This is a genomic window from Gramella sp. MAR_2010_147, from assembly GCF_900105135.1.
Taxonomy (GTDB): domain Bacteria; phylum Bacteroidota; class Bacteroidia; order Flavobacteriales; family Flavobacteriaceae; genus Christiangramia.
The window spans coordinates 2,835,123-2,859,343 of the sequence record NZ_LT629741.1 but is presented as its reverse complement, the minus strand read 5'-3'; the positions used below and the strand labels follow the sequence as shown (position 1 = coordinate 2,859,343).

Below are 24,221 nucleotides of genomic sequence, written 5' to 3'. Positions count from 1 at the left end.
TATCTCAACACAGATCTTAAATCCAAAAACGGGTATTATCAGGCAGTGATAGAGATCCCGGCTGGGACCAATTCTAAAATCGAGTATGATAAGATCTCTAAAGTCTTTAAGCCATCTTTGAGAGAAGGGAAAGAAAGAACAATTGACTTTCTAGCCTATCCAGCCAATTATGGTTTTATCCCTTCCACCTTTTCAGATCCAAAAAAAGGAGGAGACGGGGATGCCTTGGATGTAATGGTGCTTAGCTCTACCATCCCTTCCGGCGAAATTATAGAAATAATTCCCATTGGTATGCTTAAATTGATTGATGCAGATGAGGAGGATTTTAAAGTAATTGCTATTCCTGCAGACCCCAAACTGAGAACGATCGATGCTGAAACTTTTAAAGATTTCGTTAAAAAATACGAACCAGTGAAGAATATTCTGGAAAGCTGGTTTACAAATTACGATCCTGCAGATAAAACTGAAATACAGGGCTGGGCTGACGAAAAGGAAACTGAAAATAAGATATTACGAAATCATGCAGAATTGTAAAATTTGTTAATATTCATGTTACTTTCAATTCTTTAATTACTTTTATTTTATAACCAATAATACTAGATATGATTAAAATCTTAGCAATGATTATGCTTATTGGAGGTGCAATTGCACTTGTAATGGGTGTATTAGGAATTTTTGGCAGTGTAGCATTAATGCTCAGCCCCTGGGCGCTTACTATCCTAGGCTTCGTATTCTTTGTTGCCGGAATTTCAATGTTAAAATACAGAAAAGACACCGATGAAGTTCAGGCAAAGAGCCAGAACTCATAGTATTTAATTTTACTTAATAAAAAAAGGCTGCCAATTGGCAGCCTTTTTTCGTGGCTAGGTTAAAATTAATCTACATTATCGTGTAGAAAAGAGTTGTTCTTTCTAAAATGCAGATCATTATTTTCATCCTGATCTATACTGGTACGGGATAATTTACCTTCTCCAGGTTTTGAATTATCAAGTTCGATACCTGCTCTCTTGTAAGCAGGTTGTTTCTCGATCTCATCTATTTGAGCTGATCCTCCGGTTCTAAACTTATAATTGAATTCCTTCATTTTCGCCTTCCGCTCGGCGGTTCTTTGTCTTACCACTTCAGAAGAAATAGGATTATCGAAAGGATCATGGCCGTCACCCGTATTTTCCTTTTCAGGAGCCGGAGCTACGGTTTTCTTTTCAAAAGCGATAGTCTCATCTTTCACTTCTTCTTTCTTAGGAGCCTTAGAATTTTCAAGCTTCTGCTCCATTTCCATATAATCGTCAAGACTATATCTTTTGATTCCCTGGGCAGAACTTTCAGTAACCGGAACGATCTCTACCGCTTCGTTGACTTTAATATTCTTCGCTTCCTCTTTGATCTCCTCCTCTTCAAGATGATGCCTTGTTACTTCCTGAGACTTTTCAGTGGAAGCAGGCTTTTCTTCTTCCTTGTTCATTGGCATATCAAAAGTAAACATGAATTGATCTTCACTTTCAGATTTGGTCTCTTCAGGTTCATTTACTTCCATTGAACCAGCATCTTCATTTGTATCGTTAATAATGAAATCTTCAGGATCAACTTCTTCATAAGTCACATCCAGTTTACGAGCGAAATCTGGCGTTTTAAGAACATCATCTACTTTCTTATGAATATTGCCCACTTCGTCAACTTCCTCCACAGACTCATCCAGCTTATGAACTATTTTCTCATCCTTTGCAGGCTCGTCAAATTGCAATTCATTCTTTGGATTATCATTTACAGGTGCATTGGTCACCTGTGAAATAGGGGCAGATTTCTTAGTAGTTAAATCCTGCTCAGCCCTTTGCTCATCTTCCAGTGTATGGATGATCTTTTTAGTTTCAGTATTAGTGATCTCGTTTTGCTGTTCTACATCAAAACCAGTAGCAATAATAGTTACGGCAATCGCATCTTCTAAAGATTCATCTTCACCAACACCCATAATAATGTTAGCAGAATGTCCAGCCTCCGCCTGAATATGATCGTTAATTTCCCCAATTTCGTCAATAGTAATCTCTTCGTTGCCAGATACAATAAGCAGTAAAACATTTTTGGCACCGGTGATCTTATTATCGTTTAATAACGGAGAATCAAGAGCTTTCATAATAGCATCTGTAGCCCTGCTGGCTCCTGAAGCCTGGGCAGACCCCATAATTGCAGTACCGCTTTTACTAAGCACGGTTTTCGCATCCCGCAAGTCAATGTTTTGCGTGTAATGATGCGTAATTACCTCTGCAATACCTCTGGAAGCTGTGGCAAGGACCTCATCAGCTTTTGAAAAACCGGCTTTAAAACCAAGGTTTCCATAAACCTCACGAAGCTTATTATTATTGATCACAATTAGAGAATCAACATTCTGGCGTAGTCTTTCAACCCCTAATTGTGCCTGTTCATTTCTGTTTTTCCCTTCAAACTGAAAAGGAATCGTTACAATACCAACCGTAAGGATATCCAGTTCCTTGGCCTGCTTGGCAATGATTGGCGCAGCCCCGGTTCCGGTACCACCACCCATTCCGGCAGTTATAAAAACCATCTTGGTGTTAGAATCCAGCATTTGTTTGATTTCCTCAAAACTTTCTACTGCTGCTTTTTCCCCAATTTCGGGATTTGCTCCTGCTCCAAGTCCTTCGGTAAGGGTCACACCTAATTGAATCTTGTTTGGAACCGAACTGTTCTCTAGTGCCTGGGAATCGGTATTACAAACAACAAAATCAACCCCTTTAATTCCCAACTGGAACATATGGTTGATGGCATTGCTTCCTCCACCGCCTACTCCTATCACTTTGATGACGTTCGATTGATTCTTAGGTAAATCGAATGAGATGTCTCCAAATTCTGTACTGCTCATAAACTCTGTTTTACTGGTTGTATCTTTATTACTCTGCGTTATCTAAAAAATCTTTGAATTTCTCTGCCCACTTATCAAAAATGCTTTTTCGGGCCACTTTTTTCGAGGTTTGTTCCTCCAGATCAGCTTCTTCATAAAACTGATCCCCTTCTTCATTTTCTCCGGAATCTTCTACCGGGCTTTTTTCTGACAGCACGGCCTCTTCCTGAAATCTGCTATTTCCTTTTTCAAGGCTATTCATCACTAATCCTACGGCGGTAGCATAAACCGGACTTGTAGTTTCTGAATCTGTTGTTCCGGCTAAATGCTCATTAGGATAACCAATTCTGGTATCCATTCCCGTGATATATTCAGCCAGCTGTTTGATGTGCTTCAATTGTGCACCACCACCTGTTAATACAAGGCCAGCGATCAATTTCTTCTTTTGTTCATCATGCCCGTAATTCTTGATCTCCAGGTATACCTGTTCAATAATTTCAACTACGCGAGCATGAATGATCTTTGAGAGATTTTTTAAGGTAATTTCCTTAGGTTCTCTTCCTCGTAATCCTGGAATTGAAACGATCTCATTATCCTTATTTTCACCCGGCCATGCGGAACCGAATTTAATCTTCAATAATTCAGCTTGCTTTTCAATGATCGAGCATCCTTCTTTAATATCTTCAGTGATCACATTTCCGCCGAAAGGGATCACAGCTGTATGGCGAATAATTCCGTCTTTGAAAATGGCCAGATCGGTAGTACCACCGCCAATATCAATTAGCGCAACTCCAGCTTCTTTTTCTTCCTGACTTAAGACCGCATTTGCTGATGCTAATGGCTCCAGGGTTACTGCTGAAAGTTCAAGTCCGGAACTTTTTACGCATCTTCCAATATTTCTAATAGAAGAGACCTGGCCCACGACCACGTGAAAATTGGCTTCAAGCCGCCCACCATACATCCCGATAGGCTCTTTAATTTCAGCCTGACCGTCTACTTTAAATTCCTGCGGAAGCACATGAATGATCTCCTCTCCAGGCAACATCACCAATTTGTGAACCTGGTTGCAAAGCGTATGAATATCATCTGCATCTATCACTTCATCAGGGCTCTGACGGGTTATATAGTCACTGTGCTGAAGACTTCTAATATGCTGTCCCGCAATTCCAACCACTACTTCACTAATCTTTAAACCGCTATCGGCTTCCGCTTCCTGTATTGCCTGCTGGATAGACTGGATGGTTTGCGTAATGTTATTCACTACACCTCGATGTACACCAAGAGATTTAGATTTTCCAATCCCAATGATCTCTACCTTGCCATACTCATTCTTGCGGCCAATCATAGCCACAATCTTTGTTGTTCCAATATCTAATCCTACTGCAATATCGTTTTGTTCCATAAACTATTTTTTCGTGCATACAACCTGGTCGCCAAATTGTAGGTTCACTTTTTTGTAGGTATCTAACTTTTCTTCTTTTTGTGCTTTTTTATAAAAGGCCTTGAAATTGTTGAATTTTAAAGCCACGTTGCCTGAATCCCCAAAATACAGTTCAAAATCCTGCTCTCTTAGATCAAGCGTATATTTATCACCTTTTAACCGGTTAATACCGGTAATATGTCTTTTTAAGAACGCATCTTTCTTTATATAATCTATGATGCTATATGCTTTTGAAACATTAGAACCATCAAAACCGAACATTAAAGGCACTCTTGCCGAATAAAACTGAGATAGCGGCATGATCTCCCCATTCTTATCCAAATAAAACGATGAATTCCCAACTACTCTGCCTATCGGCTTTCTCTGACTTACTTTTGCTTCGAGCTTACCATCGAGTGTGAGGTAAACTTCCGCATTTTCAATCATTTGGTGTTCATTTAAAAGAGATTCCACCCTATTCAAATCTAAAGTTTCTTTATCTATGCTCGAGACAGTCGCTTTATTTTGTATTAACAATTTATTAACCACTTCCTCAGTCACATAGAGATTTTCGCTATCAGTAAACTCCACCTTTACTTCGCTGATATTTCGCGACTTATGTCGTTTTTCAGCAAACCCATACAGGAGACCAACAATTGCCACTAGAACGAAAGCCTTTATGTACCCTAAACTACGCTTCATGTAACAACATTTTTTTTACATTTTCAACTTCTTCTCCAATATCTCCTGCTCCCATCATTACAACGACTTCAGCCATTTCAGCTTTGATCATTTTAAGCAAGTCTTTTTTTTGTACAAGTGCTTTTTTAGAATTTTTTATTTTATCCAGTAACCATGCTGAAGAAATCCCTTCAATGGGTAATTCCCTTGCGGGATATATATCCAACAGGAATACCTTATCAAAATCTGAAAGGCTTGAGGCAAAATCTTCAGCGAAGTCACGGGTACGGCTAAACAAGTGGGGTTGAAAAACCGCTAAAACCTTTTTATTGGGGTACATCTCACGAACTGCCTGGTGCACTGCTGAAATTTCAGTAGGGTGATGTGCATAATCATCAATTAAAACCAGATTCTCCGTTTTTATCTTATAACTAAATCTGCGTTTAACACCTTTAAAACTATATAAAGCCCTGGTGAGATCGTGGGTTGGGGTTCCGTACTCGATCGCCATTGCCAGGGCTGTTATAGCATTTAGCAAATTATGTTTGCCGGGCAGATTAAATTTTAAATTCTTTATAGTTTCTGAAGGAGTTTTCAGATCAAAAACATAAGAACCGTCTTCAATTCTAACATTTTCAGCTGAAAAATCGCTGTTATCATTTATTCCAATACTACTTCCACTTATGACTAATCCACTTTTCACAAAGAGTTTTCCATCTTTCGGAACTTTAGCTGCAAACTCCTTAAACGATTTTTCCAATTCAGATTTATCTCCATAGATATCAAGATGATCTGCATCCATAGAAGTGATCGCCGCAATATTTGGTGACAGATTAAGAAATGAGCGATCAAATTCATCAGCTTCCACCACAATAACATCATCTCCCTGCGTGATCAAATTAGACTGAATATCTTCACTAATTCCGCCTAAGAAAGCAGTTACTTTAGCTCCGGTTTCTTTTAATAAGTGGCCTAGAATGGCTGTAGTTGTGGTTTTACCGTGAGTTCCTGCAACAGCAAGACATTGCTTTTTATCTGTTACCAGACCTAACAACTGCGCTCTTTTAATGACATTAAAACCTTGCTCTTTAAGCATTCCTAATTGCTGATGATCTCTTGGCACTGCCGGAGTATAAACAATGAGTGTATTTTCCCGATTATTAAGAATGTTTTCAGGAATTAAACTCACATCATCCTTATAATTAGCTTCGATCCCCTCTTGCTCCAGGATTTTAGTTAACTCTGTTAACGTGCGATCATAACCAGCCACATACGAGCCCTTTGCCTTAAAATACCTGGCAAGTGCGCTCATCCCAATTCCACCGATCCCGATGAAATAAAAATGCTTTATGTGGTTAAGATCCTTCAATTATTTTGATTTCTTGTTTATCAATTTCTCAACTTCGTCCACAATATCTGAAGTAGCATTTGGCAACGCTAGTTTTTTAATATTTGTTCCAAAACGCTTCATTCTTCTTTCGTCTTTTAACAGACTAAAAAAACAAAGTTCAAATCTTTCAGTCAATTCATCTTCCGTGATCATCAAAGCCGCATCATGATCTGTTACCGCCATCGCATTTTTTGCCTGGTGGTTTTCAGCCACATTTGGAGACGGTATAAATAAAACCGGTTTTCCCACAACACAAAGTTCAGAAACGCTCCCCGCTCCAGCTCTTGATATGATCACATCTGCAGCTGCATAGGCATAATCCATTCTATTTATGAATTCCTTAGCTCTAACACTTGCAGAAGCATATTTCTTATACTCATCAAAATAAAGTTTACCGATCTGCCAGATGAGTTGCACATCTTCATCTTTAAATTTCTTTAGATGATTCTCGATGAGTTTGTTCATTCTTCTTGCACCCAGGCTTCCTCCAAGCACCAAAACAGTTTTCTTATCCCTGGAAAGCTTAAAATGCTTTAAAGCTTCATCTCTTATTTGCTTTACTTCTAAAAGATCCTGTCTCACAGGGTTCCCTGTAATAATCGTCTTTTCGGCAGGAAAAACATTTTTCACATTTTCGTAAGCCGCACAAATTATACTTACATTTTTTGATAGAATTCTATTGGTAACACCTGGTAAGGAATTCTGCTCCTGGATCAAGGTTGGAATCCCCCTGGAAGTCGCAACTCTTAAAAGCGGACCACTGGCAAAGCCACCGGTTCCTATAACGATATCTGGCTTAAAACTTTTAATGATCTTTCTGGATTTAGAAAGACTGCTCATTAATTTAAAAGGAAAAATAAAGTTCTTAAGACTGAAAGACCTGTCTATTCCACTTATCCAAAGCCCTTCAATCTCATAACCCGCCTGTGGAACTTTTTCCATCTCCATGCGGTCCTGAGCACCAACAAAAAGGATCTCGGCATCGGGATATCTTCTTTTTACCTCATCAGCAATAGCGATCGCAGGATAAATATGCCCTCCTGTACCACCACCAGATAATATGACGCGTAAACCTTTTTTCATATCGCTTCGCTTAAGATGTCCAGAGGATTTTCTCCTTCACCTTCTATTTCTGAATTTTCAGATTCTTTTAATTCTTCTCTTTTTGCGCTTACACTCAAAATAATTCCAAGTGCAATACAAGTCATCCAGACCGATGTTCCCCCGCTACTAACCAGCGGAAGCGTTTGTCCTGTTACCGGAAATAATTCTACCGCGACACCCATATTAATTAATGCCTGAAAGACCACCGGTAAACCAACTCCCATTACAACGAGTTTCCCAAAGACTGTATTGGCCTTGGTAGCCACAATCACGATCCTGAACAGTAATAACAGGTATGCAAGCATCACTCCAAAACCACCTATCAATCCCATTTCTTCTACGATGATGGCGTAAATAAAATCTGAAGATGACTGTGGTAAAAAATTTCTCTGAACGCTTTTTCCAATTCCGGTTCCTGTGATTCCTCCCTGAGCGATTGCGATCTTGGCCTTTTCAACCTGATATTGCTCTGTTCCCTCTTCATCATCAAAAAAAGTTTCAATCCTGCTGGTCCAGGTATCTACCCTGTTGGGTAAAAGTCCGGGAAATGCTTTAGCTGTAAGAATGAAAATGCTAAGCATCACGATCCCTACACCTACAATTGCACCTAAGTATTTTATTGGATATCCTCCTAAGAACATCAACACCAGCGTCATACAAAAAATGATCGCCGTGGTGGAGAAATTGGCCGGCAAAATTAATATTAATACCACGAAAACAGGCAGCCAGAGTGGAAGAATTGTTTCTTTAAAAGTCACTGTCTTTTCAGTGATCTTCGATAAATACCTGGCCAAATAGACCATAAGCACTACAGCAGCTAAAGTAGACGACTGAAATGATACATTTAATACCGGAATTTGAATCCACCTACTGGCATAAGCACCATCTATAGTGGTTCCCTGTGCGATTGTAAACAAAAGCAACAATATCACTACTGGTAATAGCAGAATGGAGATTCCGCGGAAATAATGATAGGGTATTTTATGAACTGCGAACAATACGCAAAATCCTAAAAGCAAATGGAAAAAGTGTACCACCAGATACCCGGAAGTACTTCCATCGCCATGGAGATAAGCAAGGTTACTACTGGCGCTGTAAACCGGCAAAAATGAAAATATTGCCAACAGTCCGGCTACTGCCCAGATCACTTTGTCTCCTTTAAGATTTGCAAAAAGATTGCTCATTTAATTCTTTCTCTTTGAACGTTAAGCTGAACTTGTTACAGCTTCTATCAAAACAATATCCTGAAACAAGTTCAGGATGACGTATTACAAGTTCCTAACTGCTTCTTTAAATTGTCTTCCCCTGTCTTCGTAATTTTCGAATAAATCGAAGCTGGCACATGCCGGTGAAAGCAATACATTGTCACCCTTATCAGCCAGTCTGTATGCCATTTGAACAGCTTCGTTCATTGAAGTTGTTTCTACCATTGTATCTACGATATTTCCAAAAGCATTTACAATCTTAGCATTATCAACCCCAAGGCAAATAATGGCCTTTACTTTTTCGTTTACCAGGGGAAGTAAATCATCATAGACATTTCCCTTGTCTACACCCCCAAGAATCCAGACAGTCTCAGATTCCATGCTTTCCAGTGCGTAAAAAGTCGCATTTATATTAGTTGCTTTTGAATCGTTGATATAAAGCACATTATTTATCTTCAGCACTTTTTCAAGACGATGTTCCACACCCTGAAAATTGGCCATACTTTCACGTATGGTCTGTTTTCTAATACGAAGTAATTGAGAAACCATGGAAGCGGCCATGGCATTTTTAGCATTATGTTTGCCCTGAAGGGCAAGCTCTGATGTTGGCATAGTAAATTTGGTGTTATTAATTGTTACAACAATATTTTCATTTTCTATATAAGCACCATTTTCAAACTTGTTTTCTATTGAAAATGGTAGTTTTTGAGATTTTACAGGATGTTCTTTCAACCACTCAGTAATATTTTGATCATCTGCATCATAGATGAAAAAATCTTCCTCCGTCTGATTTTTAGCAATTCTAAATTTTGAGGCGATATAATTTTCCAGTTTATAATCATACCTGTCCAGATGATCTGGAGTGATATTGGTTAAAATCGCGATATGTGGTCTGAATTTTTCAATTCCGTCCAGCTGAAAACTGCTTAGTTCCAGCACAAACCAATCGGGTTTTTCATCGGCTACCATCTTGGCGTAGCTATTCCCGATATTCCCACCCATTAGCGAATCAACTTTAGCTTCATTTAATACGTGTTGCACAAGATTAGTCACAGTGGTTTTTCCATTACTACCGGTAATTCCAATTACCGGGACTTCAGAAAACCTGGATGCGAATTCTATTTCAGAAATCACAGAAATTCCTTTTTCCCTCAACTGTTTTATCATTGGCACAGTATCAGGAATCCCAGGACTTTTCATTACCACATCTGCATCAAAAATCTTCGATTCCGTATGCTTTTCATCTTCCCATTCGATCTCAATATGTTTAAGAACTTCTTTGTATTTATCCTTGATCGTTCCTTGATCAGAAAGAAAAACATCATATCCATTTTTCTTCGCCAGGATCGCGGTTCCAATTCCGCTTTCTCCACCACCTAGTATGACTATCTTCTTACTCACAGTTATCAGCTTAGCGAACTTTTAGCGTTACTATAGTTAGAATTGCCAGGAAGATCCCAACAATCCAGAACCTTACTACAATCTTGCTCTCATGTTTCCCTTTCTTCTGATAATGATGGTGCAATGGGGACATGAGGAAAATCCTTCTTCCTTCACCATATTTTCTTTTAGTGAACTTGAACCATCCTACCTGCATCACTACCGAAAGGTTTTCTATCAAAAAGATTCCGCATAAAAGCGGGATCAATAATTCTTTTCTTGTTGCAATGGCCAGAACTGCTATAATCCCACCAATGGTCAAACTTCCGGTATCTCCCATAAAAACCTGCGCCGGAAATGTGTTGTACCATAAAAACCCGACTAAGGCACCTGCAAAAGCGGTGATAAAAATGGTCATCTCGCCAGAACGAGGTATATACATGATATTCAGGTAATCAGAGAAAATAATGTTACCTGAAACCCAGGCGAAAAGACCCAGCGTTAATACTATTATGGCCGAAGAACCTGCGGCAAGTCCATCAATCCCATCGGTAAGATTTGCTCCATTAGAAACCGCGGTTACGATAAATATTACTATGGGGATAAAAATCAGCCAGGCATAATTGACCAGTGACGGATTAATCCAGCTTATCAGGCTTGAATATTCAAATTCGTTGTTTTTCACGAAAGGAATAGTAGTCGTAGTATCCTTAACTTCCGGCCCCATATCTACCACTTCAGCACGGGCAATCACATTTTCAGTAGGACTGGTATCTGTGACCACTTCTTTGGTGGTGATTTGCGGATGAAAATACATGGTACAACCTACGATCAATCCTAACCCAATCTGACCGATCACCTTAAAAATTCCTTTTAAGCCTTCCTTGTCCTTTTTAAAAGTTTTGATATAATCATCCAGAAATCCAATAGCTCCCATCCAAAGGGTGGTAACAATTAAAAGAATAACATATATATTTTCCAGTTTCGCGAAAAGCAGCACCGGAATTAATGTTGAAATGATGATGATCACACCTCCCATCGTTGGAGTTCCGGCCTTCTCAGTCTGACCTTTTAATCCAAGATCCCGTACACTTTCTCCAATTTGTTTAGCTCTCAGGTAATTAATAATTCTCTTACCATAAATCGTAGAGATTCCCAGCGATAAAATGATCGCCATCGCCGATCTGAACGACAGGAATTCAAACAACTGCGCTCCCGGCAACTGATACTGTTCTTCTAGAAATTGAAATAAGTAATACAGCATTATTTCTCCAGTTGTTTTAAAAATTCTTTCACGATCCTGAGGTCGTCAAAATCTATTCGCTCTCCGTTAACTTCCTGGTAGGTCTCATGGCCTTTCCCGGCAATTAAGATTATATCGTTTGCTCCCGCCATCTGGCAAGCTGTTTTAATCGCCTGCTTTCTATTGGTAACACTTATTGTTTTTTTAAAATTCTGAGGTTCTACTCCAGCCTCCACTTCAGTAATAATTTTTTCAGGATCTTCAGTTCTTGGATTATCACTGGTAAAAATCACCTTGGTGCTTAAAGCTGAAGCGATATGGCCCATTTTTGGTCTTTTAGTGCTATCTCTATCTCCACCACAGCCAACAACAGTAATAAGCTCTTCATTCCTGGTTCTAATGCTATTGATCGTTTCCAGTACATTTTTCAAAGCATCCGGAGTATGAGCATAGTCAACTATAGCCGTGATCTTTTCTTTTTTAGAAATAACATACTGAAACCTGCCATTTACAGCATTAAGCTCACTTATAATTCTAAGTATCTCTAAAGTTTTTAATCCCAGAAGATCTGCCGTAGCGTAGATCGCCAGAACATTATAAGCGTTAAAATTCCCTATGAGTTTTGTCCATAATTCCTGATCATCAATTTTCAGCAGTAAACCAGTGAAATTATTTTCCAGGATCTGGGCCTTAAAATCTGCATAAGACTTTAAAGCATAGGTATGTTTTTTAGCTTTCGTATTCTGAAGCATTACTGCACCGTTCTTATCATCTGCATTGGTCAATGCAAATGCAGAAGAGGAAAGCTCATCGAAAAAACGTTTTTTGACATCGCGATACTCTGCAAAATCTTTATGATAATCTAAATGATCATGGGAGAGATTGGTGAAAATTCCGCCTTCAAATTTTAATGCTGTGGTTCTATGCTGATCTATACCATGAGAACTCACTTCCATAAAGCAAAATTCCACACCTGCATCATTCATATCTTTTAAATATGCATTGATAGTGATAGAATCAGGTGTAGTTCTAATAGCCGAATGTTCATCATTCCCAACCATCACCTTTACTGTAGAAAGCAATCCGCATTTAAAGCCTGCTTTGGTAAAAAGATCATATAACAAGGTAGCAATGGTAGTTTTTCCATTGGTACCTGTTACGCCAACCAGTTTTAATTTTTCTGACGGATTATCGTAGAAATTAGCTGATATATAGGCCAGAGCCTTTTTTGTATCTTCAACCTCTATATAGGTAACCCCATTGATTATGTCTTCAGGAATTTGTTCACATACTATAGCAAGCGCTCCCTGATCTTCAGCATTTCTAATAAAATCATGACCATCAGAGACTGCACCTCTAATAGCGATAAATACATCATTCAGCTGCACCTTCCTGGAATCAAAATGAATATTATTAATGGTCACACCGGTATCCCCGGTAACCGATTTCATATTCACTTTATAGAGTATATCTTTTAGAACGCTCATTAACTCAATTCCAGTTTTACAGTTTGTTTATTCTTTAGTTTTTGACCTGCAGATACAGATTGCCGTTTTACCACTCCCTTTCCATTAAATCTTACTTCCAATCCAAGATTTTCCAGAATCGAGATCGCATCCATTGCGGGCATCCCGGTAACATCTGGCATCAAGAGTTTTTCATCCTGTATCTGCGCGTAATATTTTTCAAAATCTGTCTTTACCTTGTCATCGTTTACCTCCAGCGACTCCAGTTCATCCATCACTGGTGTATCTGTATAGATCTTTCGTGCGATATCTTTAAAAACAGGAGCTGCTACAATATTCCCGTAGTAACCTTTTCTCCTATTTGGTTTATGAATTACAACAATGCAGGAGTATTTGGGATTTTCAGCTGGGAAATATCCAGCAAAAGATGCGATGTATCTTCCCGGTTCTATCCAGTATTCAGTTTGACAGGTTCCGGTTTTGCCAGCCATGGAAAAGTTTTCTGTATAGATATTCGCCGCTGTACCACGTTCCACTGTTTTCTTCATCATCGCCCGTACCTTCTTTGCTGTTTCCACAGAACAAATAGCAGGATTCATTACCTGCTTATCCATAGTAATAACTGGCTTATCACGATCTTTTACTTCTTTAATAAATCTTGGCTTGATCATCTCGCCATCGTTGGCAATGGCATTATAAAAGGTTAGTGTTTGCAGAGGCGTGATAGACACACCGTAACCAAATGCCATCCAGGGCAGGCTCAAACCATTCCAGCTTTTGTCTTGAGGGTGAGGAATTCGGGGGGATCCCTCACCTTTTATTTCAAGACCAATTTTCTGGTTAAGTCCCATTGAATAAAGTCGATCAACAAATTTCGAAGGATTATTCTTATAACCTTCCGTGATCATTTTTGTAAATGCTGTATTTGATGAAACTTCAAATGCTTTCGCAGCAGAAATTTCTCCGTAACCACCATGACGGGAATCTCTAACTGGCCTTCCATAAAATCTCACCACTCCATTTTCAGTATCAATGACCTCACTGGTATCTATCACCTTATCTTCAAGTGCAGCAACCATTGCCATTAACTTGAAAGTTGAGCCAGGCTCATGGGCTTCATAAACAGCATAGTTCCGCTTTTCAAAATAGGTACCTTCCTTGGTTCTTCCCAAATTAGACATAGCCTTGATTTCCCCGGTAGCAGTTTCCATAACCACTACGGTGCCATGTTCTGCTTCAAAATATTCCAGTTGACGAAGTAATGAGTGATGAGCAATATCCTGAATATTCACATCTATAGTAGACACCACGTCATACCCATCTTTAGGCTCCATTTCATTATTATCACTAATAGGTTTCCACTGTCCTTTGGCGATCTTTTGCTTAAGTCTTCTACCGTCGGTCCCCCTTAAATAATTACTGAAAGCTCCTTCCAGACCAACCCTGGTAAAATATCCATTCTCATCCCTTCTCTCATAACCTACCGTTCTCTCTCCCATTTTTCCCAGAGGGTGCTCCCTAACCGTGCTTTGCTCTGTGATCATCCCACCTTTATAAGCTCCAAGATTGAACATAGGAAAAGATTTGATCTTCATGTATTCTGAATAACCCAGGTTTTTAGCGATGAGAACATAACGTTGTTTATTGGCTCTTGCAGTTCTTAATTTTTGAGAATAGTAAGAAGCTGAACGACCCAACATTTTTGAAAGCTTTTCTGAAAGCTGACCAATATTCTCTTCGAAATTCTTATCTGAAACCGTTACCGCATCAAAACGTATATCATACTTAGGTACCGATGTTGCGAGAAGATTTCCATTGACATCGTATAGATTACCACGATTTGCCGGAATTTTGAAATTTTTTAAAGTACGCTCTTCAGCGAGCTCTTTATAATAATCGCCATGGGCAAACTGAATATCGAGCAACTTGAAACCTACGGCTATCGCAAAAACAAGCAGACAGCCAGCCACGAAATACATGCGATTCAGGATGCTTTTTTCGGTTGTAGCCATTGCAGGTTAATCTTTTATTATCACTCTTATTTTATTGGGTGGGGTTTCTGAAGGCCCTATCCCTTTTTCTACCATTTTTTCAGTAATGGTAGACTCCATCTTAATTTTCATAAGATCTGAACGTCTTTCAACAAATTCACTTCTTAACTCTCTCACTTCATTATTCAATCTCGCTATTTGATGAACTTTCTGTTCTGCACTATGTGAACTCGCGATCATCACTATAGCCAGCACCGTACAGAAAACAATAAAACGCCAGTTTTTTACAGCATCTTCACTGATAAGAAAATTCGCTTTCAGTATGTTGTAAAAACCTTTTTTCATTGTCTTTTATAACTTTCTTGCCACCCTTAATTTGGCACTTCTGGCCCTGTTATTCGCTTTGATTTCTTCTTTTGACGGAATTATCAATCCGTTTACTTTTTTAAATGGGACTGAAATATTTCCATACATATCTTTCTCAGGCTCCCCTTCAAACAAACCACTCCTTATATACCTTTTTACTAATCTATCTTCCAATGAATGATAAGAGATCAAACTGAGCCTTCCGCCCGGCTTCAAAATCGCTTCGGTCTGCAGCAAAAACTCTTTAAGAACTTCAATTTCCTGATTCACCTCTATTCGTATCGCCTGATAGATCTGCGCCAGGATCTTATTTTCTTTCCCTTTAAACAACAAAGGCTTCAATAACTCATTTAACTGTTCACTGGTTTCGATTGGATTGTTTTTTCTTTCTGAAACAATCGTCCTGGCCAGTTTAGGAGCATTCTTAAGGTCTGCATATGCGTAGAACATTTTTTTCAATTGCTCTTCTTCATATTCATTGATCACCTCATAGGCACTCAACTTATCTCCCTGGTTCATCCTCATGTCCAGTTTCGCATCGAATCTGGTAGAAAACCCTCTTTCAGCTTCATTGAACTGATGGGAGGAAACCCCAAAATCACCAAGAATCCCATCAACCTTCTTTACACCATAAAATCTCAAAAAACGCTTTAGAAATCTGAAGTTTTCATTAATAAGTGTAAACCGATCATCGTCTATCTTATTTTCGAGAGCGTCCTTATCCTGATCAAAAGCATAAAGCTTTCCTTCAGACCCAAGTTGTTCTAAAATCGCTTTAGAATGACCCCCACCTCCAAAAGTCACATCCACATAGACTCCGTCAGGTTTTATTTCAAGACCATCAACAGACTCTTTTAAAAGAACCGGATTATGATATTTCATCAAAATCATCATTTCCCATCACCTCTTCAGCCAGATCTGCGAAATCATCTGAAGAAGCATCAAGGGTTTGTTCATACTTATCTTTATCCCAAATCTCTACAATGTTAATTGCTGAAGAAAGAACGATCTCTTTCTCAATTCCGGCAAAACCAACCAGATCTTTAGGAATTAACAATCTGCCGTTGGTGTCAACCTCAACAGTTTTCACCCCGGCAGTAAACCTTCTTATAAAATCATTGTTTTTTTTCTTGAACCTGTTTAACCCGTTCATTTTTTTCATCAACACATTCCACTCTTCCATCGGGTAAAGCTCCAGACAGTTTTGAAAAACTGCTCTTTTAATCACAAAACCTTCCTGCATCATGGGAGCCAATTGCTTTTTCAATGCTGAAGGCACCATCAATCGGCCTTTCGCATCGACTTTACATTCGTATGTCCCAATTAAATTTATCACGGTTAAGCTTTATAGAGCCAAATATATTGAAAATATTACCACAATTTACCACTTTTTACCACAATGTTGATAAGTTTTACCACCGTATGTATTTGAAAACCTTTTAAATAGAGCTATTTACTTAGGATTCAGGAATTTGAAAATCGATGATAAAACGGGAGAAATTTGGTTAAAAAAACATGGTGATTATAATTTTCCCACATCGCAGAAAAGCCTTTGCAGTTGCTCAAAAATGATTATACTTGTATCGAAATCGCTATATTTGCGATTGCTAACCGCAAAGGCTATCAATGAAAGATCACTTAAGGCAGGAGGGGAAATTCACATATCTTGAAAAAGGCGAAGGAACACCGATTGTTATTCTTCACGGACTTATGGGCGGGCTCAGTAATTTTGATGGTGTAGTTAATTATTTTCCGGAAAAGGGATACAAAGTTCTAATCCCGGAATTGCCACTTTACTCGATGTCACTTTTAAAAACCAGTGTAGGGACATTTGCTAAATACTTAAAAGAATTTATTGATTTTAAAGGATATGATAATGTGATCCTTCTTGGTAATTCACTAGGAGGTCATATTGCGCTATTAGCAACAAAAATGTTTCCTGAGGTAGTCCAGGCACTTGTTATCACCGGGAGTTCCGGTCTTTATGAAAATGCCATGGGAGAAAGTTACCCCAGACGTGGTGACTACGATTTTATCAAAAAGAAAGCGGAAGCTGTTTTTTACGATCCTGAAGTTGCTACAAAAGAGATCGTGGATGAAGTTTATAATACCGTAAGCGACCGTAATAAACTGGTTAAAACCCTGGCTATTGCAAAAAGCGCCATTCGTCATAATATGGCAAAGGATCTTCCAAACATGAAGACACCTACCTGTATTATCTGGGGTGAAAATGACACGGTAACGCCGCCTGAAGTCGCTGAAGATTTTCAACGTCTTTTACCAGATTCAGATCTTTACTGGATAGACAAATGTGGCCATGCTGCCATGATGGAGCATCCGGAAGAATTCAACCAGGTATTTCATGACTGGCTAAAACAGCGAGAGATCTAAAATAATTTTTATGAAAATTAAGACTGCTGAATTTGTAGTGAGCAACTCCAAAGTTGATCAGTGCCCTAACAGCACACTGCCAGAATATGCTTTTATTGGCAGGAGTAATGTTGGAAAGTCTTCCTTAATCAACATGCTTACAGGCAGAAAGGCTCTTGCAAAAACTTCAGCAAAACCTGGAAAGACCCAATTGATCAATCATTTTTTGATCAATAATAACTGGCATTTAGTAGATCTACCGGGTTATGGTTATGCCCAGGTTTCAAAATCTACTAAAAAAGTCTTTCAAAAATTTATCACTGCTTATTTTGAAAAAAGGGAGCAAATGATCTGCGCTTTTGTGTTAATAGATTCCAGGCATAAACCTCAACCTATAGATATGGAATTTATGCAATGGCTGGGCACCCACAATATTCCTTTTTGCATCATTTTCACAAAAGCAGATAAGCTAAAAGACAAAGTACTCGAAAAAAATATTGAGAACTATAAAGCTGAAATGCTAGAGAGTTGGGAAGAAATACCCGAGTATTTCATTACTTCGGCAACTTCAAAACTGGGACAGGAAGATATCCTGGAGTATATAGATAGCGTAAACGGCCAGCTAAAAACCTATATTTAGCAAACACTTTTATATACTAATAAAAAATCCGTTTGTCGCATTCTTAGGGTATTTTTGGAATTTGATACTTTTCTTTTAATTTAGGAGCTAGAAATTATTCTGCTTGCCCTACCATTAGCTACTTTTTTATCATTTATGAAATTAAACGAAATATTTTTCATTTATATAATCACTCTATTTTTTTATTCCTGCAATACCCCCTTACATCTCCAAAAACCAAAATATTATCAAGATAAGGATGGAGATAGTATAAGAAAAAATAAATTCTTAGAAAGCTGGCGAGATAGAGATCAAAGCTTTTCCAGATGGGATTACTATGATAAAGATAGTGGTAGGGTCGCACAACTTCATAATTATGAATATTATACTTATGAGGTAAAGTACCAACTAATAAAAAAGCAAATTGAGTCAGTTACCAATAGAAAAATAAGTGACACTACCATTTTTCTCATAAACTATAACTACTTAAATGATTTATGTACTTATGGATTAGAGGTGAAAGAGATGAACACCTGGGATAAGAAAAGGGTCCTGGAGCGAAAAAACTGGATGCAACCCTGGGTGGAGTACATCGAAAAAAATTATCCAAACGTCATATTTCTAGTTTTCTTTGAGGGAGGAATCAAACTCTCTAACACATCTTCACCTAAGGAAGAATATTTTTTTCTAGACAAACATAATTTTTTTAGAAACAGCATCTTTAAACACCCCACATGCAACGGATCTTACGCTTTAATAAAATCGAATGGAGAAACACTGATTCGAAACGGTGAAAATGCTGCTTCGGGATTTGTACAACATTTGGACAAACATAATTGGAATTTGTTTTTCCCTTAAAGATGTCTTTTTATGGTTTTGATTAAAACCTCCAAATTATTGATCTCTGAAAATTCTTTATTGGAAATTAGCACCTCGATGCCCTTATTAGTTTGCACCAAAATAACAGGGAACTCAAACTTATGACCAAATTTTGAAGCATATAACTTCTGAAATTCATCCTTATGAAGAAACTCGGTTTCCAAATCAAGGTTTTCTCTAAATTTTTTCCAGGCTGTTCGTTCGTGAAATGTGCCATAGGTAAGCTCACATAATTTGCAGGAATAAGTAGATGGATTCACCACTTTATGAAGTGAACCCATAATAGCATTCAATTTACCAGAATCAGAATTATATACAAAAATGAGCTTTTCCAATTAACTCTTCTTGATCTCTGTCTTTTCAGCAAAGTAATCGCAAAAATCTTTCATGGTATCGCGCATCTTGTCATCCTGAGTCGCTCTAAAATAGGTGTCACTCATAGATACTAAAGTTTGATGGAAGAACTTTTTCATTTCGTCTACCGGCATTTCTTTAGTCCAAAGATCTATTCTCAACGTTTCCTGATCTTTACTATCCCAAACTGATAGCATCAAAGCTTTTGCTTCTTCTTTGTGTATATTACCATCCTGAGCACTCCAGGTGATATTTTCAGGCACATGATTTTCATCTGTAACCACTTCTATATTTATTTCAGACTTTTTGAATTGAGACATTATTTTTTGGGTTTGTATTTTGCTTTATTAAAAATTTCTTCAGCTGATGTATTCAGCATTTTATTGATGGAAACATCGTTTTTATCCATGTAAGCGCGAACAATGTTCCAGCCTATATATTGCCCTAATCTTGCCGGGGATTCCGCATCGAGCTGGAGATAAAACTTAGAAAAAGGTGCAGGATACAAAAACCTGGTATATAATTGAGAATCTGTATCGTAGATAAGTTCATTCTCTATAAAATACCTCCATATTTGGTCTTCATTAGCCTGAGCCCATTCAAACTCTGCAGTTGTATATCCTATTTTTTCTTCTTCACTTCTAAATGGAATAAACCTATCCTTTAAATACAAAATCTTTCCATAGTACAACATATGCGCTAAAAAAGTTCGGGACTCCGCTTTTGGAACATATTTCATAGCGATCTCCCCTGCAGCATCGGGAACAATCTGATTTTTCCTGAAATTTTTCTTCAAATATTCCTGTAAGCCTACGTAAAATTTATGATCTTCTCCCAGGTACGTATCGAGGGAGACAAACATGTATTCACCGGTATAAATAATCTTATTTTTATAGTCTACTTCTGAAGTCACCGTAACTACATCTGGCACCTGAAAATCTGGAAAATAATATTTCACATGCTGAAAAAGGGCATGCAGATCATCTTTTTCCTCTGTAAACTGAGGGTAGGCTTTGTTTACCTCAGCATTAATTTCCACCTGAATACTATCGTTTAACTTCTGTATCCAGACACTATCTGGGTATTGTTCCGGAAAAAGGAAAGGATATTGAGATTTAAGTTCTGGGAGATTTGCTTCTGTAGCCTGGGAAAATTTTTGATCAAATCGAATCAATTCAAAATCTGCATCGATCTTTTCAATCTTAGCCTCGGTTTCAGAATTATTATTACAGGAAAACAGACTTGCAAATAGCAGTAAAAACCATAATTTCTTCAGCATAGTTCTCTATTATGAAGGCTTTAACGCCCGTCCCTTTTAAAAATTGGCTTTAAGTGTTAGATTTGTTGGGCAAAGGTATTATTTACAAATTTAATCACCCAATATTATGCCGATCGAAAAAGTAGCTGACCACATTATAAACTGGCTTAAAGATTATGCTACAAAAGCCAATATGAATGGGTTTGTAATAGGTGTTAGCGGCGGAATTGACTCTGCAGTGACTTCAACATTATGCGCAAAAACGGGTTTACCTACTCTTTCCCTTGAAATGCCCATTCATCAAGGCAAAAACCAAATAAGCAGAGCTAGAAAACACATCTCTGAGTTACAGCATAATTTTGCTAATGTAAGTACCCTTGAAGTTAACCTTACCCCTGTTTTTGATCAGTTCAAAGACGGTATGCCCCAACACAGGGAAACCTCTTCTCTAGACCTGGCCCTAGCCAATTCCAGAGCAAGATTACGAATGACCACGTTATATTACTTTGCAGGACTTCACAAGTACCTGGTTGCAGGCACAGGAAATAAAGTAGAGGATTTTGGTGTAGGATTTTACACTAAATATGGTGACGGAGGTGTAGATCTTAGCCCTATAGCCGATCTTCTAAAAAGTGAAGTTTACGAATTGGGCAATTATTTAAATATTATTGAAGAAATCATGCTTGCCGCTCCTACCGATGGATTATTTGGCGACAGCAGAAGCGATGAAGATCAGCTAGGAGCTTCTTATGATGAACTCGAATGGGCGATGAAAAGCATGGAAGAGGGAAAAACTGCTCAGGATTTTGAAGGAAGACAGCGAGAGGTTTTTAATATTTATCAAAGGCTTAACACTGCCAACAGACACAAAATGGTTCCTATTCCGGTATGTGAAATACCCGTTCATCTAAAGAAATAGACATCTTATCGAATAACTACAGCTCTTTCACTTTATAAAAAGGCAAAGCATTATTTTAGGTTAACAAAACTAAACTCAACGAGTTACCCCCGGACTTGTTTTTAACTTAAAATCATGTATCGAGTATTAATTGCAGATCACCACCCCATCATTCTGGAGGGTGTAAAATGTATACTTCAAAACAATCCGGCATTACAGGTAACTGGAAGAGTAGGAAGCGGAACCCAGCTTTTTAACCAGTTAGAAAAAGATGCACCAGACGTCTTGATCGTAGAATTAGATCTTCCCCAAATTAACGGGATCAACGCTATTAGGCGTATAAAACAGGAATTTCCAGAGGTTAAAACCTTAATTTTTAGTTCGCACCCAGAAGAGATGTATGCCTTAAGTGCCATCAAGGCAGGAGCCGCTGGTTATATTTCTAAACATACAGACAACGAAACCTTAGAGAAAGCAATTTACCAGGTTGCCCGTGGAGGAATTTACCTAAACAGGAATATTACAGAAAAATTAAACTCTGGCATCTCAAGAGGTAAGAGTTTAATTACAAAATTCAAGAAGCTTTCTACAAGAGAAACTGAGGTATTAAATTTACTTTCCTCAGGTAAGAGGAATAAAGATATCGCCGAAGCGCTGGATATTAACGAGAAAACAGTAAGCACCTATAAAACAAGATTGCTGAAGAAATTAAAGGTAGACAATGTTGCAGATCTTATTACACAATCAAGACTACTTCAACTAAATACTACATAACCCGGCCTAGTCTGTCAGATATAATAGTACTTAAGCTGGTATAGCTCATTATTTCCTGAATCTTTTCAGTTCTATCGATCTCAGAATCAACCTCTTTCATTTCTTCCAGAAGTTCGCTTATCTTTCTACCAACCAGGTGCCTTCTAAGGGAGAGAATTGTTTGTGTCACATATTGAGAAATCCCCTGATCTTTCGTTTTTACAGGAATATCATGTCTATCCCAATCGTGCAATTCGTACTGCTCTTCCTCCATAAGGATATCTGTTAACTTTATTGCCTGAGATTCTTCAATATCGTTAATGATCATCTCTACCCCAAACTCATCTTCGCTATTCAATTTTTCTATAAGAAGTAGAAATAATTTTTTAAAATCTTCATTCGTAAATTCTATCTCATCTTCCTGAAGATCTAAAAATATCTTCTCAAATACTTTTGATTCCTGAATTTCTGACTCATAGATCATTTCGCCCTGATCATTTTGTTTTAAGAGCATATCGTGAAATTCACCTTCTTCCCGTCCATAAAGAACAAGAAGACTAATGATCTTTCTTTCCAGTTCGTATAAAGGATCTACTTTGGTTTTGGCAGCCGACTCTTCCTTGACCACCTCCATTTTCTTTTTCTTGGGCTGGCTGGAAGAACCGGAACCTTTATTTTCGATCTGAGCCAGTGTAGCATAGAGCACATCTTCAGAAATATCCATGATCCTGGAGCATTCCTGTAAATAAACTTCCCGCTGGATATTATCAGGAATTTTAGCAATACTATTCACCATATCCCTGATGAGGCCTGCTTTTTTAACCGGATCGTTCTTAGCTTCATCCATAAGCAAGGAAGCCTTGTAGGTAATGAAATCATAAGAATTCTCTTCCAGGAATTCACGTAATTCATCTTCTGAATTAGACCGGGCAAAACTATCAGGGTCTTCGCCCTCCGGAAACGGACAAACTTTCACATTCATCCCCTGCTCCAGTATAAGATCTATCCCGCGCAGAGAAGCCCTGGTTCCCGCAGCATCCCCATCAAAAAGTACAGTGATATTCTTTGTTAACCTGTTAATAAGTCTAATCTGCTCTGGGGTTAATGCAGTTCCTGAAGATGAAACAGTATTCTCAATTCCACTTTGATGAAACTGGATCACATCAGTATATCCTTCTACCAGGTAGCAATTATCTTCCTTGGCGATTGCCTGCTTTGCATAGTATATTCCGTAAAGGACTTTGCTTTTATGATAAATATCACTCTCTGGAGAGTTGAGATATTTTGCAGCTTTTTTAGTGTTTGAAAGAATTCTACCTCCAAAACCCAGTACCCGGCCAGACATGGAGTGGATTGGGAACATTACCCGTCCTTTAAACCTGTCAAATCGTTTATCTTCCTTTACAATGGTGAGGCCCGTTTTCTCAAGATATTCCAGCTTGTAACCATCTTCAAGAGCCGTTTTAGTGAATACCTCCCAATCATCAGGAGAATAACCAAGATCGAACTTTTTAATAGTTTCAGAAGTAAAACCACGTTCCTTAAAATAGCTTAAACCAATAGCTTTTCCTTCATCGGTTTCATGCATTCTCTTCTGAAAGAACTCATTTGCATATTCTGAAACGAGGTACATGCTTTCCCTCTCATTCGCCTGTTCCTTCTGTTCATCGCTTTGCTCCGTTTCCTCGATCTCTATCCCGTATTTCTTAGCGAGGTATTTAATGGCTTCAGGGTAATTGAAATGCTCATGTTCCATCAAGAAAGCCACCACATTTCCTCCTTTACCACTACTGAAATCTTTCCAGATCTGCTTCACAGGAGAAACCATAAAACTGGGAGAACGCTCATCGGTAAAAGGACTTAATCCTTTCAAATTACTCCCAGACCTCTTTAACTGAACAAAATCACCAATTACCTCCTCTACCCGGGCGGTTTCAAATACATTATCTATGGTAGTTCTAGAGATCAATTCAGTGAGAATATTTATTCGGAA

Annotated in this window: 24 protein-coding genes; 7 read left to right on the top strand and 17 right to left on the bottom strand. The window is 38.3% G+C overall.

Translation table 11 applies throughout. The annotated features are described in order from the left end of the window. Positions 1–45 precede the first annotated feature (45 nt). A complete protein-coding gene (locus tag BLT95_RS12910; protein ID WP_231896371.1) occupies positions 46–534 on the top strand; it encodes an inorganic diphosphatase in 489 nt (162 codons plus the stop codon). 68 nt (positions 535–602) lie between these two features. Next, positions 603–809: a hypothetical protein gene (locus BLT95_RS12905; protein WP_089666561.1), complete on the top strand. Its 207-nt coding sequence runs from the start codon at positions 603–605 to the stop codon at positions 807–809. Between the two features lie 65 nt (positions 810–874). Here the strand turns inward: BLT95_RS12905 and ftsZ are convergent, their stop codons facing one another. The 13 genes from ftsZ to mraZ all read right to left on the bottom strand — a co-directional run bounded on the left by ftsZ (position 875) and on the right by mraZ (position 16,433). Further along, positions 875–2,872 carry a cell division protein FtsZ gene (ftsZ, locus tag BLT95_RS12900; protein WP_089666560.1) on the bottom strand — a complete coding sequence of 666 codons (1,998 nt, stop codon included), beginning with the start codon at positions 2,870–2,872 and terminating at the stop codon, positions 875–877. 28 nt (positions 2,873–2,900) lie between these two features. Beyond that, positions 2,901–4,253 (bottom strand): cell division protein FtsA, encoded by a 1,353-nt coding sequence (gene ftsA, locus BLT95_RS12895; RefSeq protein ID WP_089666559.1) that lies wholly within the window; start codon positions 4,251–4,253, stop codon positions 2,901–2,903. Positions 4,254–4,256: 3 nt separating this feature from the next. Continuing rightward, positions 4,257–4,973, bottom strand: a complete 717-nt coding sequence (locus BLT95_RS12890) for a hypothetical protein (protein WP_089666558.1) — start codon at positions 4,971–4,973, stop codon at positions 4,257–4,259. Then, positions 4,963–6,321, bottom strand: a complete 1,359-nt coding sequence (murC, locus tag BLT95_RS12885) for a UDP-N-acetylmuramate--L-alanine ligase (protein ID WP_089666557.1) — start codon at positions 6,319–6,321, stop codon at positions 4,963–4,965. Before murC ends, BLT95_RS12890 begins: the two co-directional genes overlap by 11 nt. Beyond that, complete coding sequence (gene murG / locus BLT95_RS12880) at positions 6,322–7,425, bottom strand: undecaprenyldiphospho-muramoylpentapeptide beta-N-acetylglucosaminyltransferase (protein ID WP_089666556.1); 1,104 nt, start codon at positions 7,423–7,425, stop codon at positions 6,322–6,324. It abuts the gene before it with no gap. Continuing rightward, positions 7,422–8,630 (bottom strand): FtsW/RodA/SpoVE family cell cycle protein, encoded by a 1,209-nt coding sequence (locus BLT95_RS12875; protein ID WP_089666555.1) that lies wholly within the window; start codon positions 8,628–8,630, stop codon positions 7,422–7,424. The genes murG and BLT95_RS12875 overlap by 4 nt, the downstream gene beginning before the upstream one ends. Positions 8,631–8,714: 84 nt before the next feature. Beyond that, entirely contained in the window at positions 8,715–10,052 is a 1,338-nt protein-coding gene (gene murD, locus BLT95_RS12870; protein WP_089666554.1) for a UDP-N-acetylmuramoyl-L-alanine--D-glutamate ligase, read from the bottom strand. 10 nt (positions 10,053–10,062) lie between these two features. Beyond that, on the bottom strand, positions 10,063–11,295 hold the full coding sequence (gene mraY, locus BLT95_RS12865) for a phospho-N-acetylmuramoyl-pentapeptide-transferase (protein ID WP_089666553.1): 1,233 nt from the start codon (positions 11,293–11,295) through the stop codon (positions 10,063–10,065). Beyond that, positions 11,295–12,761: a UDP-N-acetylmuramoyl-L-alanyl-D-glutamate--2,6-diaminopimelate ligase gene (locus BLT95_RS12860; protein WP_089666552.1), complete on the bottom strand. Its 1,467-nt coding sequence runs from the start codon at positions 12,759–12,761 to the stop codon at positions 11,295–11,297. Before BLT95_RS12860 ends, mraY begins: the two co-directional genes overlap by 1 nt. Continuing rightward, a complete protein-coding gene (locus BLT95_RS12855; protein ID WP_089666551.1) occupies positions 12,761–14,752 on the bottom strand; it encodes a penicillin-binding protein in 1,992 nt (663 codons plus the stop codon). Before BLT95_RS12855 ends, BLT95_RS12860 begins: the two co-directional genes overlap by 1 nt. 6 nt (positions 14,753–14,758) lie before the next feature. Continuing rightward, a complete protein-coding gene (locus BLT95_RS12850) occupies positions 14,759–15,076 on the bottom strand; it encodes an FtsL-like putative cell division protein (protein ID WP_089666550.1) in 318 nt (105 codons plus the stop codon). Between the two features lie 6 nt (positions 15,077–15,082). Then, on the bottom strand, positions 15,083–15,979 hold the full coding sequence (gene rsmH, locus BLT95_RS12845) for a 16S rRNA (cytosine(1402)-N(4))-methyltransferase RsmH (RefSeq protein ID WP_089666926.1): 897 nt from the start codon (positions 15,977–15,979) through the stop codon (positions 15,083–15,085). Beyond that, the gene (mraZ, locus tag BLT95_RS12840) at positions 15,966–16,433 is read right to left on the bottom strand and encodes a division/cell wall cluster transcriptional repressor MraZ (protein ID WP_089666549.1); all 468 of its coding nucleotides are present in this window, start codon (positions 16,431–16,433) and stop codon (positions 15,966–15,968) included. The genes rsmH and mraZ overlap by 14 nt, the downstream gene beginning before the upstream one ends. A gap of 290 nt (positions 16,434–16,723) precedes the next feature. Here mraZ and BLT95_RS12835 point away from each other — a divergent pair, with 290 nt between their 5' ends. From BLT95_RS12835 to BLT95_RS12825, 3 genes are all read left to right on the top strand, one after another. Further along, positions 16,724–17,488, top strand: a complete 765-nt coding sequence (locus BLT95_RS12835) for an alpha/beta hydrolase (protein WP_089666548.1) — start codon at positions 16,724–16,726, stop codon at positions 17,486–17,488. A gap of 10 nt (positions 17,489–17,498) precedes the next feature. Then, a complete protein-coding gene (gene yihA, locus BLT95_RS12830; RefSeq protein ID WP_089666547.1) occupies positions 17,499–18,107 on the top strand; it encodes a ribosome biogenesis GTP-binding protein YihA/YsxC in 609 nt (202 codons plus the stop codon). Between the two features lie 135 nt (positions 18,108–18,242). Continuing rightward, positions 18,243–18,944, top strand: coding sequence for a hypothetical protein (locus tag BLT95_RS12825; RefSeq protein WP_089666546.1), 702 nt, complete (start codon positions 18,243–18,245; stop codon positions 18,942–18,944). Here the strand turns inward: BLT95_RS12825 and BLT95_RS12820 are convergent. From BLT95_RS12820 to gldB, 3 genes are read right to left on the bottom strand one after another with little or no spacing between them, the layout of a single operon-like run. Then, on the bottom strand, positions 18,941–19,300 hold the full coding sequence (locus BLT95_RS12820) for a GTPase (RefSeq protein WP_089666545.1): 360 nt from the start codon (positions 19,298–19,300) through the stop codon (positions 18,941–18,943). The genes BLT95_RS12825 and BLT95_RS12820 overlap by 4 nt on opposite strands. Further along, positions 19,301–19,639, bottom strand: a complete 339-nt coding sequence (gene gldC / locus BLT95_RS12815; protein ID WP_089666544.1) for a gliding motility protein GldC — start codon at positions 19,637–19,639, stop codon at positions 19,301–19,303. It abuts the gene before it with no gap. Next, positions 19,639–20,598 carry a gliding motility lipoprotein GldB gene (gldB, locus tag BLT95_RS12810; RefSeq protein WP_089666543.1) on the bottom strand — a complete coding sequence of 320 codons (960 nt, stop codon included), beginning with the start codon at positions 20,596–20,598 and terminating at the stop codon, positions 19,639–19,641. Before gldB ends, gldC begins: the two co-directional genes overlap by 1 nt. Before the next feature lie 106 nt (positions 20,599–20,704). Here gldB and nadE point away from each other — a divergent pair, with 106 nt between their 5' ends. Beyond that, positions 20,705–21,496, top strand: coding sequence for an NAD(+) synthase (nadE, locus tag BLT95_RS12805; protein ID WP_089666542.1), 792 nt, complete (start codon positions 20,705–20,707; stop codon positions 21,494–21,496). Positions 21,497–21,610: 114 nt separating this feature from the next. Next, positions 21,611–22,249, top strand: coding sequence for a response regulator transcription factor (locus BLT95_RS12800; RefSeq protein WP_089666541.1), 639 nt, complete (start codon positions 21,611–21,613; stop codon positions 22,247–22,249). On the opposite strand, the gene dnaG is transcribed toward BLT95_RS12800, so the two are convergent. Next, positions 22,242–24,197 (bottom strand): DNA primase, encoded by a 1,956-nt coding sequence (gene dnaG, locus BLT95_RS12795; protein ID WP_089666540.1) that lies wholly within the window; start codon positions 24,195–24,197, stop codon positions 22,242–22,244. The two genes, BLT95_RS12800 and dnaG, sit on opposite strands and share 8 nt — an antisense overlap. Positions 24,198–24,221: the final 24 nt, after the last annotated feature.